Below are 19,422 nucleotides of genomic sequence, written 5' to 3'. Positions count from 1 at the left end.
ACAAAAAAGATATAAATTCTAAAAAGATCAATCCTTCTGGATTAAAAATAAGAAACAAACCTGTTCAAAAATTTATTAAATATGATATTAAAAAGATATAAAGTAGAAAAGTTCCGGTCAGTTGTTGATAGTGGTTGGATTGATTGCGATGATGTAACCACATTGGTAGGAATAAATGAAGCAGGAAAGTCAAATTTACTTTTAGCGTTATGGAAATTAAACCCTGCTAGAGAAGGAAGTATTGATATCTTGCACGATATGCCAGTTTCTAAATTAAGTACCTTTCGAAAAACTCCGCAAGACATAGGATTTATAACTGCTGAGTTTGAAATTGATGATGAGAGCATAGCCTATATTGAATCCAAAATTGAATGTAATTTACAAGGAGATAAATCTGTTATTGTGAGACGTTATTATGATCGACATTATACATTCGAGTTTCCGAGCGGTAATCCAATATCAACGAAAATGGAAAAAGCTAACATCGAAATTTTTGAAGGAGAAGAAGCTGCAGAAGTAGAGGGTGAAGAAGAACTAAAACAAGAAGAATTAACTATTATTCCATATAAAGATGCAGATTTACATCAGGCAATTCTAGATGTATTACCGTCTTTCGTTTATTATTCAAATTATGGCAATTTATCATCCAAAATCTATCTTCCAAATGTAATTAAATGGCTTAACGGTCAAAGTGTAAGCGGTATTGAAATAAATGAAGACCAAGTTAGAACATTGAGAGTACTTTTTGACTTTGTTAAGTTAGATCCACAAGAAATCTTAGAATTAGGAAAAGATCCAAAAGAAATGGCAATTCAACGTAATGGAGGACATACAAATGTACAACCCACGAGCGCTGAAATTAAAGATGCAGAAAATGATAAAGAAGAACGTAGTATTCTTTTACAATCAGCGTCTGGAGATTTAACTAAGAAATTTAGAGAATGGTGGAAACAAGGTGAATATAAATTTAGATTTGAAGCAGATGGCGATTATTTTCGAATTTGGGTTTCAGATAGTATCAGGACAGATGAAGTAGCATTAGAACTTAGAAGTACAGGATTGCAATGGTTTATTAGTTTTTATCTGATTTTTCTCGTAGAGAGTCAAGAAAAACACAAAGATGCAATATTATTACTTGACGAAGCTGGACTTACTTTACATCCTTTAGCACAAAAGGATCTTGCTCTTTTCTTTAATAATTTATCTGAGGATAATCAAATTATTAACACAACTCATTCTCCATTTATTGTCGATACTTCTAATATTGACAGATGTAGAGTAGTGTATATGGACAAAGATGGATATACAGTCGTATCAAGTAATTTAAGACAAGGTAGTGATGCTCTGAATGAAAAATCCATTTATGCAGTTCATGCTGCTTTAGGATTAAGTGTTTCAGATGTTCTTTTACAAGGTTGTCAGGGTGTAGTGGTTGAGGGGCCATCTGACCAATTTTATCTCAGTGCTATTAAAGGGTTTTTGATTCGAGAATCGCTTTTAACTCCTGAACAGGAAATTGTATTTATACCGTCAGGTGGAGTAAAAGGAGTACCAGGAGTGGTTAGTATGATATCAAGTAAAGCAAATGACTTGCCACATATAATCTTAGATTCTGATAAAAGTGGAGAAGATGCAAAGAAAAGGCTGTTGGATGGATTATATAAGGGATTCGAAACTAGAATACTGGAAGTGAAAGCATATACCGGAACTGAGCAAACTGAAGTAGAAGATTTGATACCTTATCAGTTGTTGAAAAAAGCTATTGACAAACTTTTTAATTCTTTAGATGAAGTAGATTTTGAAGATAGTTACACGCCGGCAAGACCAATTGTTAGTCAAATTGAAGAATTTGCATTAGCTAACGGAGTTATCTTGGAAAAAGGTTGGAAAGTGGTAGTATCAATGGCTGCTAAGACACAATTAAAAAATAAAAAAACAGATGCTATTCCAAAAGAATATATTGAAAAGTGGATTCAGCTTTTTAAAGCAATTACAGCATCTTAATGAGTACTTTTATCAAGAGCTCATTATTTATATATAAAGCCGCAATATCAATTTATTTCTAAAATGTGAGTAGTTATGAATTCGGATACTAGTACAGAAAAATATATTTGTTATGATTGTGTAGGTGAAAATCATTTAAAAAATATAATAAAAAACACTGGTTCAGAAATCAGATGTTCCTATTGTGAAAATGATGGGCTTGAAGGTTTTTCACTAATTGATTTAGCTAATAAAATAGAGATTGCATTTGAACATCATTTCATACAATCACCGGAAAATCCTCTAGAAAACTGGCCTTTTTATCAATTCCAAAATTCTGGTTGGGAAAATAATGGTATGCCGGTAATTGAAGCAATTATGGATGCCGCAGAAATTGAAGAAGAAATGGCGGCAGATGTTCAAGAAATATTGGCGGATCGACATTATGATCATTCAGCAGCAGAAATGGGTGAAAGTAGTGAGTTTGAAAGCGGTTCATCATACGAAATTAAAGGTCATGATGATTTTGAATGGCAGATGCAGTGGGAAAATTTTGAGCATACTCTTAAGACTAGAACGCGCTTTTTTAATAAAAATCATGAGAAGCTTCTAAAATCAATTTTTGAAGACATTGAATCTTTACATACTCATAAAAGAAAACCAGTGGTGCGTAAAATTGGACCTAAAAATCAATTGAAATATCTCTTTAGGGCAAGGGCATTTCAATCTGATAAAAAGCTTAAATTCGCGTTAGAGTTTCCCGATAAAGAAATTGGTCCACCACCTTCAGAATATGCCACCGCGGGAAGAATGAACTCAAGAGGCATTTCAGTTTTTTATGGATCGTTCAATCCTGAAACCGCGTTGGCAGAAATTCGACCTCCAGTAGGTTGCAAGGTAGCGGTAGCACGTTTTGAAATTAAGCGAACATTACAGGTACTCGATTTAAGCGCTCTCAAGTTGACAAACATAGAGGGAAGTTATTTTGATGAAAGCTATGCTCGTCGAATCACGAACATAATGTTTCTAAAAAAATTAAGTCAGCGATTGACTAAACCGGTAATGCCAGATGACGAACATGCTGAATATTTAGCGACGCAAGTTGTTGCAGAATTTTTAGCATCAGAGTTTAGAATTGATGGAATAATATTTCCTTCGGCTCAATCCGATGGAGGGCTTAATGTTACTTTATTTCACTCTGCTTCCAAAGTGATTACTCCAGAAGTTATCAATGGTTCTTCTATTGAAGTAAGCCTTATGGATTGGGATGGTGAGGAATTAGTGCATGATTATAGAGTTTGGGTACGAATGCCATCAAAGCCAGATTCTAATAAAGCTTCCCAACATTTTCCTTTGGATTTGCCCGGACAAGAATGGGGAAAAAACGATACTGATCTTAGAGAAGGGACATTGTCAATTGATTTGGATTCAATTAGAGTTTCGCACATTAAGTCTGTGAAAATTAAAAGCGTAGTATACGATGTTAATCACACAGAGTATAAAATTTCATCTGATGAAGTCGAAGATAAGTAAAACAATATCAAAAAGATTTGTAGTTTTTGAAGAAAATATAAAAAAATATTTAGATATGTTATGTCTTACAAAAGTCGGAATTTGGGAGATTGATAGAAATTTGATAGCAGTAGCAGGTCTGTAAGTTCTATCTAACAAGTTCGATTGCACCGGTGTTAATATTAAACCCATTAATTATAATGATTTGATTTCTTTTTGAGTACTCGGCCCTAATTTTCAGCAGATTTTTAATTATATAATATTTATAATTCTCATTATGAATTTGTAGGTAGGATGCAAATTGATAAAAAATATCTATAGATATAAAAAGAGGTAAAGTTTCAGGGGTAAAACTTGTAGAAATGTTTTTAAAAGAGTTTGATAAATCTCTTCCATCGTCATAAAAAATGCATATTTTTAAAAGGGCTTCAAAATTTGACAACCCCTGTCGCACGTTTGGGTCTGCAATGGAGTCTGGCTTTTCTATTGCTGTTTTTTCCGCATTTGCAAGCTGTTTTACTGCTTTACTTATAGCTTTATTAAACATAGTTTGTTTAGAGCTGATAGTGTATTTTGATTCAATTAGTACTACCGCTTTTTCATAAATTAGAACGAAATCTGTAAATTCCTCTCCATTTGATTTTTTGATAGAATGAAATAATTCCTTATTTGGTTCATAGTAAATTGAAAGTATATTTCTAAATGAAAACTCTTGATGATATCCATGTTTTCCATCTATAGTGTACTCATCAAACTTAAAATATGCTTTGTTGTGAATTAGTTTGTTATCCCATATTTTATTTTGAAATGAATCAATGTACATTGGCATGTTTTCAGTTTTTAAGCTAGTGTTTGACAGTGTGATTTCAAAAACTTGCTCACTTTCTCCAAGCCATTTTTTAAATATGTTAATTGAATTTGCTTTGTTGATTTTTGAATTTGCAATTTGATAATTTGCTTCGTTCAACAATACTAATGTAAAACTTTCTGCTTTGATCAGCTCTATTACAACTTCCTCGAAATTTGGGAATTCTTTGTGTTTGTCCGTAAAATCCAGGCCTTTAAAATATAATGGCATTTGTGGATTATCCATAATGTACAAAGTAGTCAGTTTTTCATCTTTAATTAAATATAAAGTGATAGGGCAACCCTTTACAATAGAAGTAACTACACCGGCAACTGCTTTAATCGAAAGAACTACATTTTCGTCATTATCATAAGAAAGATAAAATCCTTGAGGTAAAGTTTGTATTCTTTCAAAAGTCTTTTTTTCGTAATCGTGTAGCATTTATTGATTTTGATTGGTGAAAATGTGTTAAGTAAATATAAAAAAAAACATATATTTCTGCCTTATGTTCTGTATTTAATTAGCTAACAGTGAAATTAAACGAAGTAATGAAAAGTCTGAAGTTAATTCTATTTCATATTACTACTAAGTACTAAAACTTCATCTTGAAATGGTTGACGTAAGTTGACAAGGTTTAGAGCTTCCCTGAATTGCTCAAAATTATAGCTGTTGGAGTAGCGGATTTTAAAATCTAATGACGAAGTATGATGAAGTATTATTTCAATACTTTCGTTTTCTGATAAACGTCTAAATAGATAATAACATAATTTGTAGCTTTTTCCATCTGGTTGTTTTGTTGAAGCCTCACAAGCAATAAAATCATATTTGAATTTTAAGTTGCTTTCCTCGTCCGCTTTTAGATAGCCTTCATCACTTAGGGTATCAAAATCAAATTCGCCAATCAAAACCGAATGGTCACATGAATGTTTTTTCTTTAGTATTTCACTTAGTTCATTTATGTGATCTGAAATTTCTATTCCATGATAAATTTCATTTTCCAGTTCCTCTAATTTAGAATAGTTAGTGAAATATAAAACATAAAGATATACAAGTTGGTTGGTAGTCAGCGACTCTTTGTCGAGGTTATCTAAAAGATAATAGTAAGTCCAAAAATTTGGTGTAAGGTTATGTAGAGTCCACTTACTTATTGTTTCATCTAAAAGATTAATAAACTTGTTTCTTATAAAATATTTTGAAATCAGGTCATCGTGCTGGGCAAGTAATTTACTTAATCTCTTTCCTTCGATAACATGAATTTTGTAAAATCTGTCTCTCTTAACTTTTTCAAGCCATTCTCTGGCATTGTTTGTAAGGTACGAAGAAATAAAGAATACTATATGTTGCGGTTTTTCTGCATCAGCCCATGCTATTTTTGAATTTAGTTCAGAAGGAGGAACCCCTTTTTCATATCTCTTACATTCGAAAAAGAACTTTTCATTGAATGTACCAAGCACCCCATTCGAAATGGATAAATCTGCTTCTATGTCTCTGCCATTATCGGCTCCACCTTGTCGCCAGGTTATCGATGTAAAGCCATGCTTAATCAAAAGCTCGAAGCATAACTCTTCGAACTGATCAGGGGTTAATTGATTAAAATCTATGTGTTTTTCTAAGGACATTTAAATTGTTTTAAGGACTATTATAAAATAACTTTGTAAAAATAATAGAGTTTTGTCCTAATATAAGTCAGATGAGCGGAAAAATCTTTCATTTAATAGTTTTGTTTTTTCTATTCAGTACCTGTTTTCTAGAAATAAATTGGATTTATTTTGTACCTTATTTGTACCATATATTTGTAAGTTGTTGATATAGAGGATTTGTTAGTTTTGAAGAAGTGAAATAAGTATTAAGTAATTAGTACTAAGTATTGAGAAACCGAGTCAGAAATGACTCGGTTTTTTTGTTATATTTACATTGTAAATACAAAATAAGACATGGAAAAATTAATAGTTAAAAATTTTGGACCTATTAAAGAAGCTGAAATAGATTTGACTAAATATGTTGTGTTTATTGGAGATACTTCTACTGGAAAAAGTGTTTTGGCGAAGCTGATTTCAATTTTTAGAGAATTTTCAAATGTTTTAAATAACAGAGTCGACAATTCAGAATTTCTTGCATCGTTTAGAGATCAACTTGAGAATTATAATATTGATTTTAATTGTGAAAATAGTATAATTGATTACTTTGATACTGATTTACATATTAGATTGTTTAGAAATGAAGTTTCAGTATTGAATGATTCCCGAAAGAAAATGACATTAGACGATCTCGAATATTTTGTAAAAGATAAAAATATTATAGAGTCAAATGAAGAAATGCAGATTGCTATTCGTTCCTTATCTATGAGAGGACAAAATATATATATTCCTGCGGAGAGAATTTTGACTTCTTTGGTAGGTGCTTCTATATCAGGCCTTTGGGCGAATAATGTGGCTCTTCCAAATTGTTTTAAAGATTTTGCTGGGAAATTCGAAGTAGCCAGAAAGAGAATACGAACGAAAAAATATCCAGAATTTGATATTGCTTATTTTTTTAATGGACATAATCAGGATTTTGTAAGGATCGGGGATAACAGAGAAATAGAAGTTTCTCTTGTTCAGGCTTCCAGTGGAATTCAGTCGTTGATCCCGTTGCTTTTAGTTTTGGATTTTGAATTGTTAGGAGGAAGAATTGAACCAAGATTATCTTTTTTAATAGAAGAGCCAGAGTTGAATCTATTTCCAATTAAACAAAAAAAATTAATTGACTATATAATTACAGGTGTTAATCCTACTAAATATAAAGTCGTAATTACAACTCATAGTCCATATGTACTTTCGTCTCTAGATACCTTGATGCTTGCAAAAAACACATTTAACGAGCATCTTGATCTAAGAGAAAAAATAAATTCAATTGTATCGGAAGATAAATGGATAGATTATGATGATATTTCCGTGTATGAAGTTAAAAATGATGGAAAAATATATTCTATTAAAAATGAAGAATTTCGTAGTATAGATACAAATGCAATTGATGGAGTTTCAGATATTATTTCTGAGGAATTTGACAAATTAACAGAGTTACGATATGCACAATAGTTTTGATGAATTAATTATAGCAAATCAAGGTTGTTGTTCAAAAAGTAAAGTAGCTTCTGAAAATGGAAAAAGATTTGAAATTGATTCAAAAGAAGATTTTACAAAAATTAGAATAGATAATTGTTTAATAACTTCGCAACAAGTTCAAAAATGTGATTTTGGTTTTGTTCGATACTTTAACAATGATTTTTATTTTGTAGAATTAAAAGGAAAGGATGTTAAGATTGCTTTAGATCAAATAATAAGTACAATAAATATTTTTGAAGATAGTGTAATTAGAATTCCTAAAGAGAAAAGATTCGGTTTTATTGTGAGTTCCAGAAACCCTTTATCAGGAGCAGAAACAAATAATTTAAAACAGGCTTTTGCGAAAAAACATGGAAGACTTTTAGAAATCAAAAGTGTGCAATGTAAATATGTTCCAAAATAAACCGGGTCAGAAATGATCCGGTTTTTTTATGGATTATAATTAGTAAAATGATATTTAATCATCTTCTGTTTCTGTCAGAACCACATCTCCGGTAAGAAAATAATCTCTCATTTTCGGTTTAATTTTAATATCGTTATTAAGTTTAAATTCGGTGGTTAAGAAATTTTCATGTTGGAATATTAAAATGTACCCTTTTTTTGCTTTTATTGTAAATTCTCCGTCAAAATTAGTTTTGGTTTCAACTTTAGTTTGCTTTACTTTAACATTAACCCCGGGTAATGGATTATCTTGAGAATCATATAAAGTTCCTGTATAGGTTACAAAGTCTTTTTTAGATTTTGACTTTATGCTGTCTTTGAGTTGTTTACGGTCTGTTTGTTCTGTTTTTGATTTTTCTTGTGCTTTGATTGTTTGATTTCCTAATCCTAAAAATGCAATTATTGATGCTGCTGCGACCATCCACACAGATCTTTTTTCTTTGGGAATAATCATATCCCTGTTCAATTGCGATACGATGAATCGACCGCATAAATTTTCATTTTTATTATAAGCAAGAAGAATTTCTCTGTTAGAAGATTTTGTAAAATCAATTACATTTTTTTGACAGTTGCTGCAAAACTTACCTTTTTCAGTTGGAGACATTTCATGCCAGTTTTCATGACAAGGTTTTGGTATTGAAATGGTTATTTTTCGGGTCATTTTGGCTTTATATTTTATAGACAGATTGCTGTTTATAAAAGTAATTATTATTATGAATATCTTAACATTGTCTTCTGATCAAAATGACATTTGTCATTTCCCATTCAGATTCTTTTTCGTAATATTACTTTGTAAATCATTTTTGAATGAGAAAGATAAAATACAAGAAAGGCAGAAAGTTGCAGCATACAAGTCTGGAGTACACAGGCACACATAAAAGCCATGAAACAGAAATGCAGCTTTTTGTTTATAATGATACTGATGTTGTTGAATACGAGAAATTTACGGTTTTGGCCATAAATTCATGTTTTGATTATACTAAAAACAATTGGTTGAATATTCACGGATTAAATGATATCGCTCTTATTAAAACAATCGGGGATCATTTTAAAGTAGATGATTTTTTACTGGCTGATATTTTAAATACGACCAAAAGAACCAAACTTGAGGAACAAAAAGAGGTTTTGTTTTTCAACATAAAATCGTTGTTGCCTTCAGAATACTCAGACGGTCTTAAGGTCGAGCAGCTCAGTTTTATTTTAAAAGACGGAATATTGATTTCTTTCCAGGAAAAAAGAAGTGACTTCTTTACACACATACGCGAACGCCTTCGTACCCATGCCGGAATTGTAAGAACTAAAAAAGTAGACTATCTGCTTTATTTGTTGCTTGATGCCGTAATGGAAAACTTTTATATTACAATCGAAGATGAAGAAGATAATATTGAAGAACTTATAGATTTAACCAAAAAAGGAGCAGATCCGATTATTCTGGAAAAAATTGAAAATCATCGCGATAATTTTAATTTTTTAAAACGTTCCATCACTCCGCTTCGTGATTCGCTTTATTATTTGAAGACCATTAAAGATGATGATGAAAATAATGGCCTTATTCAGAAGGAAACCTTTAATTTTTTCATTAGACTGCATCAGAAAAGTTTAGAACTTCTGGAGCAGATTGAGTCTGATATGAGTTCTTTAGAAAGCGCTTCCAATTTCTATTTTTCGGAGCAAAGCCGAAAAATGAATGAGATTATGAAGACCCTGACCATCATTTCAGCCATATTTATTCCGCTCACTTTTATTGTTGGAGTATATGGGATGAATTTTGAATATATGCCGGAATTAAAGGAGAGAAACGGCTATTTCATTGTAATGGCAAGTATGTTTTTATTGGTCATAGCCTTAATTATTTATTTTAAAAAAAGACGTTGGTTTTAACGTTTATTTATCTTTAGAAAATAGATTATATACGACATTTGTTGAGTTAATACATAAATTATGAGTAAAGCAATATATATAGCTACGAGCGATCAAAACAGCGGAAAATCAATTGTAACACTTGGTTTGATGAGTATTTTGATTGGAAAAACGGCTAAAGTAGGTTATTTCAGGCCTATTGTGGAGGATTTTGTAGATGGCGAGTTAGACAATCATATCGAAACAGTACTGTCACATTTTAATCTGGATATTAAATTTGAAGATGCCTTTGCGATCACCAAAAGCAAACTAATCAAGAAAAAGAATAAAGGAAAAATAGGAGAAGTTCTCGATTTGATTATTGAGAAATATAAGAAGCTTGAAGAGCGTTTTGACTTTGTCCTGGTAGAAGGAACAAGCTTTACCGGAGAAGGAACTTCAATCGAACTTGATTTGAATGTTTTGATCGCTAAAAACCTTGGGATTCCTACTATTATTATCGGATCCGGAGTTGGTAAAACTTTAGAAGAATTAGTAGACAGCCTTTATTTAGTTTATGATTCCTTTAAAGTGAAAGAAGTTGAGGTTTTATCGGTTATTGCCAATAAAGTACAGCCTGAAAACATAGAATTGGTGACACTAGGATTGCAAAAAAGTTTGCCGGCGAATGTGCTTATCAATACCATTCCGCTGATTTCAAGTTTGAACAATCCAACGATGCAGGAAATAGTCAATCAGCTTGATGCCAAAGTACTGTTTGGAGGTGCTTATCTGAATAATGAAATCGGGCATTTTAGTGTTGGAGCAATGCAATTACACAATTATCTGGTCCATTTGCATGATAATGCATTGGTGATTACTCCCGGTGACCGTTCGGATATTATTCTGGGAGCTTTACAAGCCAACGAATCGGCCAATTATCCAACCATATCCGGAATTATTCTAACGGGAAATATAGTTCCTGAAGAAAGTATTTTAAAACTTATAGAAGGTCTTTCATCCATCGTACCTATTATAGCAGTTGATGGCGGAACTTATGGCATCACGAACAAAATTGGATCCATCAGATCAGAAATCTACGCCAATAATACCCATAAAATAGAAACTTCAATCAGTACTTTCGAAAAGTATGTTGCCATGGATGATTTATCTGAAAGGTTAATCACATTTGAAGCAGAAGGAATGACACCAAAAATGTTTCAGTACAACATGGTTAAGAGAGCCAGACAGCACCGAAAACATATTGTTTTACCGGAAGGAAACGACGAGAGAATTATCATCGCCGCTTCGAGATTGTTGTCGATGGACGTTGTCGATATTACGATCATTGGCGATAAAAAACAAATTGAAGGGAAGGTCAATGAATTGGGAATTACATTGGATTTTTCTAAAATCACTATCATTAACCCTATTGAATCAGAGCTTTATGAAGATTATGCTAACACTTATTATGAACTTCGTAAAGCCAAGAATATCAGCATTACTACCGCAAGGGATTTAATGGAAGACGTTTCTTATTTTGGAACGATGATGGTGTATAAAGGACATGCGGACGGAATGGTTTCAGGTGCTGCTCATACCACGCAGCATACCATTTTACCCGCTTTGCAATTCATTAAAACCAAGCCCAATTCATCTGTAGTGTCGTCTGTATTTTTTATGTGTTTAGAAGACAGAGTTTCTGTTTTTGGAGACTGTGCCATTAATCCAAACCCAACAGCAGAACAATTGGCAGAAATTGCCATTTCATCGGCAGAATCAAGCTCAGCGTTCGGAATTGAGCCTAAAATAGCCATGCTTTCTTATTCTTCCGGTTCTTCCGGAAAAGGGGATGAAGTAGATAAAGTAAGAACCGCAACTGAAATCGTAAAACAAAAACGTCCTGATTTAAAAATTGAAGGACCAATTCAATACGATGCCGCTGTAGATCGTGCTGTCGGAAAAAGTAAAATGCCGGACTCTGAAGTAGCAGGGCAGGCGAGTGTGCTTATTTTTCCGGATTTAAATACAGGAAACAATACCTATAAAGCAGTCCAGCGTGAAACCGGTGCTTTGGCTATCGGCCCTATGTTACAGGGGTTAAACAAACCGGTAAACGATTTAAGCCGTGGCTGTACCGTAGATGATATTATTAACACAGTAGTAATCACGGCTATTCAGGCACAAGGACTTTAATTAATTGTTAATTATGAATTATTAATTATGCATTTTAAAGTATGAGGTATTCAAAAAATCCGTTTTATCCGTGTCTTCGCGATAGCGAATCCGTTTAATCAGCGTAAAAAAAATAATCGTTTCAAACGTTAGTTTGTACAACCTGAAACCTGAAACAAAAAAACAATAAAAAACTTAGCAACTTAGAGACTCAATCTCTTAGAATCTTAAAAAAAAATGAAAATACTTATCATAAACTCAGGAAGTTCTTCAATCAAATATCAATTAATGGTTATGCCTACAAACGAGGTAATTTGTACCGGTATGATTGACAGAATTGGATTGGAAACTTCAAATGTAATTTTCAAAACCCTGTCAGATACCATTGAAGAAACACTACCGATTGCTAATCATAAGGTTGGTTTACAAAAAGTAGCCAATATGCTTTTAGATGCCGAAAAGGGAGTGATTAAATCGACCTCGGAGATTGCGGCGGTGGGTCATCGCGTGGTACACGGAGGAAGTGCCTTTAGCGATACAGTGAAAATTGATGAAGCGGTAAAATTAAAAATCAAAGAACTTTTTGAACTGGCACCATTGCATAATCCTGCTAATTTAGAAGGAATTAATGTCGCAGAAGAAATTTTTAGTGATGCAGAGCAAATTGCAGTTTTTGATACTGCATTCCATCAAACGATGCCAGAAGTAGCTTATAAGTTTGCCATTCCAAATTATCTTTTAACAGAGCATAAAGTGCGTGTTTATGGTTTTCACGGAACCAGTCATAAATACGTTTCTGCAAAAGCAATTGATTATTTAGAAAAGAATTCTAAAATAATCACCATTCACTTAGGAAATGGCTGCAGTATGACCGCTATAAAAGACGGGAAAAGTATTGATCATACCATGGGATTCTCTCCTTCAAACGGTCTTATCATGGGAACTCGTTCAGGAGATATTGATCAGTCGGTTATTTTTTATATGGTTAAGAATCTTGGGTATTCGGCAGACGAAGTAAATTCAATTTTATTGAAACAAAGTGGTATGCTTGGACTTACAGGCTACAGCGATTTGCGCGACATTGAAGCCGAAGCTGAAAAAGGAAATAAAGACTGTCAATTGGCGCTGTTAATGAATGCCTATAGAATTCAAAAAACGATTGGTTCGTACGCGGCAGCTCTAAACGGTTTGGATGCAATTATTTTCACTGCGGGAATTGGAGAGAACTCTTCTTATATGCGCAAGCTGGTTTGTACTGATATGGATTATTTTGGAATTGAACTGGATGATGAAAAGAATCAGATTCGTTCTAAAGAAATCAGAGAGATTAATGTACCAAATTCAAAAGCAAAAATTTTGGTAATCCCTACAGATGAAGAATACGAAATTGCTCATCAGGTTTATCAGCTGCTTCAAAGCTAGAATAGACTTACTATTATATGGAAAGCTTCTCTGTTGAGGAGCTTTTTTTATGCCATCAGATTCAATATTTGTCAGTATCTTTGAAGATAAAACCGAATATTTTGAAATCGATACTTCCTAAATTTATATTCTTCTTTTTCATTGCTTTTCAAATCCAGGCACAAGAATTACTTCCATTCGTAGAAAATTATAATAAATCTGATTACCAAGGTGACAATCAAATTTGGAATGTGGTTCAGGGCAATGACGATGCCATGTATTTTGCCAATAATCACTATTTATTGCGTTATGATGGTGTCATTTGGGAAAAGTACACCTTACCGAATAAAACGATCATCCGTTCGATCATGATCGAAGGCGATAAGATCTATTCAGGCTCGTATAAAGAGTTTGGTTACTGGTACCGAAAAGAGGGAAAGATGCATTACGTTTCCATCACTAAAAAACTGCGTTTGTTTGACGAAAAGGACAATGAAGAGATTTGGAAAATTTTCAAGTTTAAAGGTTCCGTCTATTTCCAGTCTTTTAATGATGTTTTTATTTATGATGGAAAACACATTAAGAAAATCAAATTCCCTTTTCTAATATCCTATTGCTTTGTAGTGGATAATGATGTCTATGTTGCTTCAGTTGCAAAAGGTCTTTTTCGAATGGACGGTTCAAAAATAGCCAATCCGAAAGGTTGGAATATTTTAAAAAAGACCGTAGTTCACGCTATTGAAAAGTACAAGAACGAGACCTTTATTTTTACACAGAAAAAAGGAATTTTTATTGTAGAAAAAGGAGGTTTAAAACCCTGGAATAATCCGTTGAATGAAGTTTTAAAATCGGCAACGATTAATGTTGCTAAGTTTATTAAAGGAAATAAACTGGTAGTAGGAACCGGGAACAGAGGTGTTTTTATTTACGACTTTCAAACGAATACCTATAAAAACATCAACCGGAATAATGTCTTAATGAATAATTCGGTATTAAGTATCGGTTTCGATAAAGAGAACGATTTATGGCTTGGTTTGGATAATGGTATTACGCATGTCGAAATCAACTCTCCGATTTCTTTCTTTTATGATAATTCAGGACTACTGGGTTCTGTTTATTCTGTCGCAGCTATTGATAAGGGATATCTGATTGCTTCAAATCACGGAGTTTTCGAATTTGTTTCCGGTAAGTTTAATATGTTGCCCAATACACAGGGGCAGGCCTGGAATATTAGTAAAATTGGGACCAAATATATTATAGGTCATAATGATGGAACTTTTTGTTACGAAAATGGTTCACTGGTTAAAATCAATAACAGAAGCGGAGGATGGAACTTGACAAAAAGCAGTATCAATAATACTTATTTTCAATCGACTTACAGCGGTGTTGTGGCTTACAATGATATCGCAGTACCTACTGAGAACAAAGTTATTAATGATCTTTCAAAACCTATAAAGTATGTTGCTCAGAATCAGAAAAATGAAATCTGGGCTGCAGATAATTACCGCGGATTGTATCGGGTATTGTACGATGATAACTATAAGACTAAAAAAGTTGAAAATATAACACAGCAGAGCAAAATTAAGAATGATTTTGGTGTAAAGATTTTTGAATTTAGAAATGAAATCCTTTTCCTAATCAATAATGTTTGGTATACCTATAATTCGATTAGCGGCAGTCTTGAAGAAAATGAACTGTTTAATTCTAATTTTAAGAACATAAGTGATGTCGTTTCAATTGATGAAGATCATTTTGTAGTGCTGCAGAATGGAATTTTGTATCATATATATGCGAAGGGTAATAAATTCATTTGGAACATTATTCAGGAGAAATATTATAAAGGTACCCTGATCAATGATAATCTGAGGATTTTCAAAACTCAGAACCACTATTTACTCAATCTTGATGATGGATTTATATCGCTTCAGCTCACTTATGAAAACAAGCAAAATGCTCATGTAAAAATAGAAGCTTTTAATGATGGAAATCTTATATCAAATGAAGATAAGATCAAATACAACACTGAGATAAGAATAAATGTAATTTCGGGAATTTACGGGGCAAGTAAGCCTAATTTGTTTTATAAAATCAATAAAAATGGCGATTTCCTGCCAATTTCAGACGGACTGATTGTATTGAACAATTTAAGCAGTGGTTCACATGCTATAGTGGTTTACAAACATGATGGTGCGAGTTACGAAGAAGTAACGGACTTTGATTTTAAAGTGGCTGAACCCTGGTATTTTTCATTCTGGATGATTTTACTGTATCTGCTTGTAGTAGGAGCGGTTTTGTTTTTCTATTACAAATGGAACAAGCTACGCTATATGCAAAAATTGAAGCTGCAAGCTGAAGAGTTAAAACATCAGCGTGAAATTCTGGAAATGGAATTGAAAGCGGAGAATGAATTGAATGTTCAGGAGTATGAAAAACACATTTTAGAACTGGAACTGCAAACAAAATCCTCAGAAGTTGCCGGAAAATCATTGTCCATTGCCAAGCAAAGTGAAATGATTGATAACATTCAGAACATTTTGAATTCTGAAAAAGACTTCAATAAACTGAAGAGTGAAATCAAAAAAGCAATTAAAATCAATGAGGTGAACAAACACGAATGGGAGATTTTTGAAACCAATCTGAATCAGATTCACAATGAATTTATCATTAACCTTTCTAAAAAGTTTCCAAACTTAACTCCTAAGGATATAAAACTGTGTGTTTACCTCAAAATGAATCTTTCTTCCAAGGAAATTGCACCTATGATGAACATCTCTTTTAGGGGCGTAGAATTGCACAGATATCGTTTGAGAAAGAAATTAGGGCTTACTCAGGATGAAAACCTCTCAAAGTTTTTATTAAGTCTGTAAGATTGAGATTATTTTTTTAAATATCTTATATTTTTCTACTTCTTTTATTGTATAATTCTAATACATCATTACTACATCATAACGTTATGTTAATAAAATAAAATTAACATTTAACATGCTGAAATTTAAACTTTTATATTCTGTTTTTAACATAATGATGTAGCTATGTAGTAGTGGTATTTGATGTACTACAACGTTGTAATTGTTTAATTTGGCTCTACTAACTTAAACGATTACGAACTGTATGAAAAATTTTATTTTTAGCTTTTTAGCGCTTTTGCTATTGCCGGCTTATATGTCTGGACAAGCAATTAAAGGAAAAGTAGTAGACAGTAATGGAATGGGAGTTCCCGGAGCAATTATTGCTGCTTCAAACTCAAGAGTTTCTGCTGATGCTGATTTCGACGGAAATTTTGCCATAAATGCCAAAGTGGGAGAGATACTAAAAATCTCGATGTTGGGCTTTGATCCTATTTCTGTGGCAGCAACTTCCGCACCAATGACTATTACTTTAAAAGAATCAGGTGATACTGTATTAAAAGATGTAGTTGTAATTGGATACGGAACAAGAAAGAAAATTGATAATACTTCAGCGATAAGCTCTATTAAATCTGAAGAGATTACAAAAATGAAGGTACTAAATGCTTCTCAGGCCATACAAGGTAAGGCGGCAGGGGTTCAGGTATCTGCTTCAGATGCACCGGGAAGTACACCTTCTGTAATTATTAGAGGAGCCGGTAGTGCTTTGGGAGGAAAGAATCCTTTGTATGTAGTAGATGGTATGCCAACGGAGAATATCAATAACATTAATGCAAATGATATTACATCGTATGAGATTTTAAAAGATGCTTCTTCCTTAGCTATTTATGGTACAAGAGGTGCAAATGGTGTAATTATGATCACCACGAAATCCGGAAAAGGAAAACTTACGGTAGATGTAGAAAGCTTTGCCGGAATTAGAACTCCTTTGAAAAAGGTTAGAATGGCAAATAGTGACGAATATGTTCGTTATAGTAATATTGCTTACAGTGGTGATTTTCCACAAGGAAGATTTTCTGCCAATCAGCCTTACAATACCAATTGGTTTGATGAAATTACAAGAACAGGATCTTATACGCAAAACAATATTGCCATTTCAGGGTCTTCAGATAATGTAAAGTACTTTTTTAGTGTTGGAAATTATGAAGAAAAAGGAATTCTGAACCGATCTGATTATGGTAGAACTACGATTCGAAATAATAATGAGTTTAAAATTTCGGATAAAGTTAGATTAACTCAGAATATGAGTGTGAGTACCATCAAAAATACTCCAATGCCTTTAAGCGCTTTTACAAATGCTTACAGACAATCTCCTCTTGTTCCTGTACGTTATCCTAATGGGAAATATGGAGTGCCATTTGTTTCAAATGGAGTGGTTGCCGAAACAGGAGCATCTTTCAATAATGTTGCGAATCCGGTGGCTCAGTTGGATTTTACAAATGAGAGACAAGAGACTGTTATTTTACAAGGAGGTTTAAAGTTGGATTATGATATTATCAAATCATTAAAATTTACCTCTCAGTTTAATGGGGAGTTTTTTACTTACAAACAATATAATTATGTAGATAATTTAGGACTTTGGTTATCAGGAGATCCTACTCGTGTAGTATCTGCTTACGATACTAAAAGTTTAAATACAAATACTTTGACAAGAGGCAGAGATCAGTATTTCAACTGGAATTTATCTAATTACCTGACTTATAATAAAGTTTTTGCAGAAATTCATGATGTTGAAGTTACTGCCGGTATAGAGGCCAACGTACAAGGAACCAGAGAAAAATTAACGATTGACCGAAAAAATGTAAATCCAAATTCAAACTACTGGTCTTTAAAAGATATTAATGTTGCAAGTTCAGTAACAGGTTATAAAGATGAAGCTTTGAATCAGAGAAGATTAGCTTCTTATTTTGCTCGTTTTCAGTACAAATTAATGGACAGATATTTACTTACAGGTACTGTAAGACGTGACGGATCGTCTCAGTTTGCCGAAGACAAACGTTGGGGAACATTCCCATCAGTTGGTTTAGGTTGGATTATATCAAAAGAAAGTTTCTTAAGTAATATTGAAACACTTAATTTATTAAAATTAAGAGGATCATGGGGTAGATTAGGAAATCAGAATGTACCATTGAATACTCAGGTTTTTACTTCAGGAGTTGATTTACCGGGACTTGGTTCAGGAATAACAATTAATTCGCAAATAGATCCTAATTTATCTTGGGAAATAGTAGAGGAACTTTCTGGAGGTTTAGATTTTGAATTGTTTAACAGCAGATTAAAAGGATCTTTTGATTTGTATGACAAAAAAACAACCAATACCATTTTGAATGTTAGACCTTACGCAACTTCAGGATACAATATTTCAACTTATTCACATATCGGAGAAGTATCAAACAAAGGATATGAAGTTTCTTTGCGTTGGGACGATAAAATAAGCGATAATTTAAGTTATTGGGTTGGAGGAAACTTTTCTCACAACAAAAATGAACTTTCCAGTCTTAAAAACGTTCAAATTGCTCCAACTCTTGGAGGAAGTTTAGGAAATGGACAAAATACTAAAATACTGGATAATACTTCAGTAGGACAACCTTTAGGAAGCTTCTATATGTATGAGTTTGCTGGTATTGATCCGTCAAATGGTAAAATGTTGTACTATACCGCTACTGGTGATAAAGTAGTTCAGACGGCATTAAACGAGAGAACCGATAAAAAATATGTTGGAACGGTTTTACCAACTTCAACTTACGGAATCACTTTAGGGATAAATTATAAAAACTTTGATTTTTCTGTTGACGGTTACGGAACAGGAGGAGCAAAAGTATACAATGGAAAAAAAGCACAACGTTTTGGTGGTGAAAATATAGAAGCATCCGTGGCTCGCAATTTCTGGACACCAACTAACACAACGGCTTCAAATCCGGTGCCTTCTAATGAGATTCCTTATGCCTCTACTTTTTTCCTGGAATCGGCAGATTATTTTAGAATCAACAACATGAGCTTAGGATACAAATTGCCATTGAAAGAGGATTTGTTTTTTAACTATTGCAGAATCTATGTGAATGCAATTAACCCATTTATCAGCCAAAAATACTCAGGATTTTCACCTGATGTAGTGTCAGATGGTAAGTTAGTTGAAGGCACTCAGGGGGTTGAGTTAGATGCGTACCCGTCATTGAGATCATTTGTTATCGGTGCTAATTTAAAATTTTAATAT

Annotated in this window: 12 protein-coding genes; 9 read left to right on the top strand and 3 right to left on the bottom strand. The window is 33.0% G+C overall.

The window, feature by feature from the left end; all coding sequences use genetic code 11:
- The first annotated feature begins 81 nt into the window (after window positions 1-81).
- Both LNQ34_RS21745 and LNQ34_RS21740 read left to right on the top strand, forming a co-directional pair.
- Entirely contained in the window at window positions 82-2,004 is a 1,923-nt protein-coding gene (locus LNQ34_RS21745) for an AAA family ATPase (protein WP_230001209.1), read from the top strand.
- A 75-nt stretch (window positions 2,005-2,079) separates the two neighbouring features.
- Window positions 2,080-3,516: an RES family NAD+ phosphorylase gene (locus LNQ34_RS21740; protein WP_230001208.1), complete on the top strand. Its 1,437-nt coding sequence runs from the start codon at window positions 2,080-2,082 to the stop codon at window positions 3,514-3,516.
- Between the two features lie 127 nt (window positions 3,517-3,643).
- Here LNQ34_RS21740 and LNQ34_RS21735 read toward each other — a convergent pair whose 3' ends face one another.
- On the bottom strand, window positions 3,644-4,783 hold the full coding sequence (locus tag LNQ34_RS21735) for a hypothetical protein (protein ID WP_230001207.1): 1,140 nt from the start codon (window positions 4,781-4,783) through the stop codon (window positions 3,644-3,646).
- 128 nt (window positions 4,784-4,911) lie between these two features.
- Entirely contained in the window at window positions 4,912-5,961 is a 1,050-nt protein-coding gene (locus LNQ34_RS21730; protein WP_230001206.1) for a restriction endonuclease, read from the bottom strand.
- 315 nt (window positions 5,962-6,276) lie between these two features.
- Here LNQ34_RS21730 and LNQ34_RS21725 point away from each other — a divergent pair, with 315 nt between their 5' ends.
- Window positions 6,277-7,419 carry an AAA family ATPase gene (locus LNQ34_RS21725; RefSeq protein ID WP_230001205.1) on the top strand — a complete coding sequence of 381 codons (1,143 nt, stop codon included), beginning with the start codon at window positions 6,277-6,279 and terminating at the stop codon, window positions 7,417-7,419.
- Window positions 7,409-7,849: a hypothetical protein gene (locus LNQ34_RS21720; RefSeq protein ID WP_230001204.1), complete on the top strand. Its 441-nt coding sequence runs from the start codon at window positions 7,409-7,411 to the stop codon at window positions 7,847-7,849. The genes LNQ34_RS21725 and LNQ34_RS21720 overlap by 11 nt, the downstream gene beginning before the upstream one ends.
- Window positions 7,850-7,903: 54 nt before the next feature.
- Here LNQ34_RS21720 and LNQ34_RS21715 read toward each other — a convergent pair whose 3' ends face one another.
- Window positions 7,904-8,548, bottom strand: a complete 645-nt coding sequence (locus LNQ34_RS21715; RefSeq protein WP_230001203.1) for a carboxypeptidase-like regulatory domain-containing protein — start codon at window positions 8,546-8,548, stop codon at window positions 7,904-7,906.
- A 146-nt stretch (window positions 8,549-8,694) separates the two neighbouring features.
- Here LNQ34_RS21715 and corA point away from each other — a divergent pair, with 146 nt between their 5' ends.
- The 5 genes from corA to LNQ34_RS21690 all read left to right on the top strand — a co-directional run bounded on the left by corA (window position 8,695) and on the right by LNQ34_RS21690 (window position 19,419).
- The gene (gene corA / locus LNQ34_RS21710) at window positions 8,695-9,768 is read left to right on the top strand and encodes a magnesium/cobalt transporter CorA (protein ID WP_202702987.1); all 1,074 of its coding nucleotides are present in this window, start codon (window positions 8,695-8,697) and stop codon (window positions 9,766-9,768) included.
- A 60-nt stretch (window positions 9,769-9,828) separates the two neighbouring features.
- A complete protein-coding gene (gene pta, locus LNQ34_RS21705; protein ID WP_230001202.1) occupies window positions 9,829-11,922 on the top strand; it encodes a phosphate acetyltransferase in 2,094 nt (697 codons plus the stop codon).
- A gap of 216 nt (window positions 11,923-12,138) precedes the next feature.
- The gene (locus LNQ34_RS21700) at window positions 12,139-13,323 is read left to right on the top strand and encodes an acetate/propionate family kinase (protein ID WP_230001201.1); all 1,185 of its coding nucleotides are present in this window, start codon (window positions 12,139-12,141) and stop codon (window positions 13,321-13,323) included.
- Between the two features lie 101 nt (window positions 13,324-13,424).
- Complete coding sequence (locus LNQ34_RS21695; protein ID WP_230001200.1) at window positions 13,425-16,169, top strand: helix-turn-helix and ligand-binding sensor domain-containing protein; 2,745 nt, start codon at window positions 13,425-13,427, stop codon at window positions 16,167-16,169.
- Window positions 16,170-16,413: 244 nt separating this feature from the next.
- A complete protein-coding gene (locus LNQ34_RS21690) occupies window positions 16,414-19,419 on the top strand; it encodes a SusC/RagA family TonB-linked outer membrane protein (RefSeq protein ID WP_202702984.1) in 3,006 nt (1,001 codons plus the stop codon).
- The last annotated feature ends 3 nt before the right edge of the window (window positions 19,420-19,422 follow it).

Origin of the sequence: Flavobacterium lipolyticum (assembly GCF_020905335.1) — a bacterium.
Lineage (GTDB): Bacteria > Bacteroidota > Bacteroidia > Flavobacteriales > Flavobacteriaceae > Flavobacterium > Flavobacterium lipolyticum.
The sequence above is the reverse complement of the archived record's forward strand: the minus strand, read 5'-3'. Positions and strand labels throughout refer to the sequence as shown.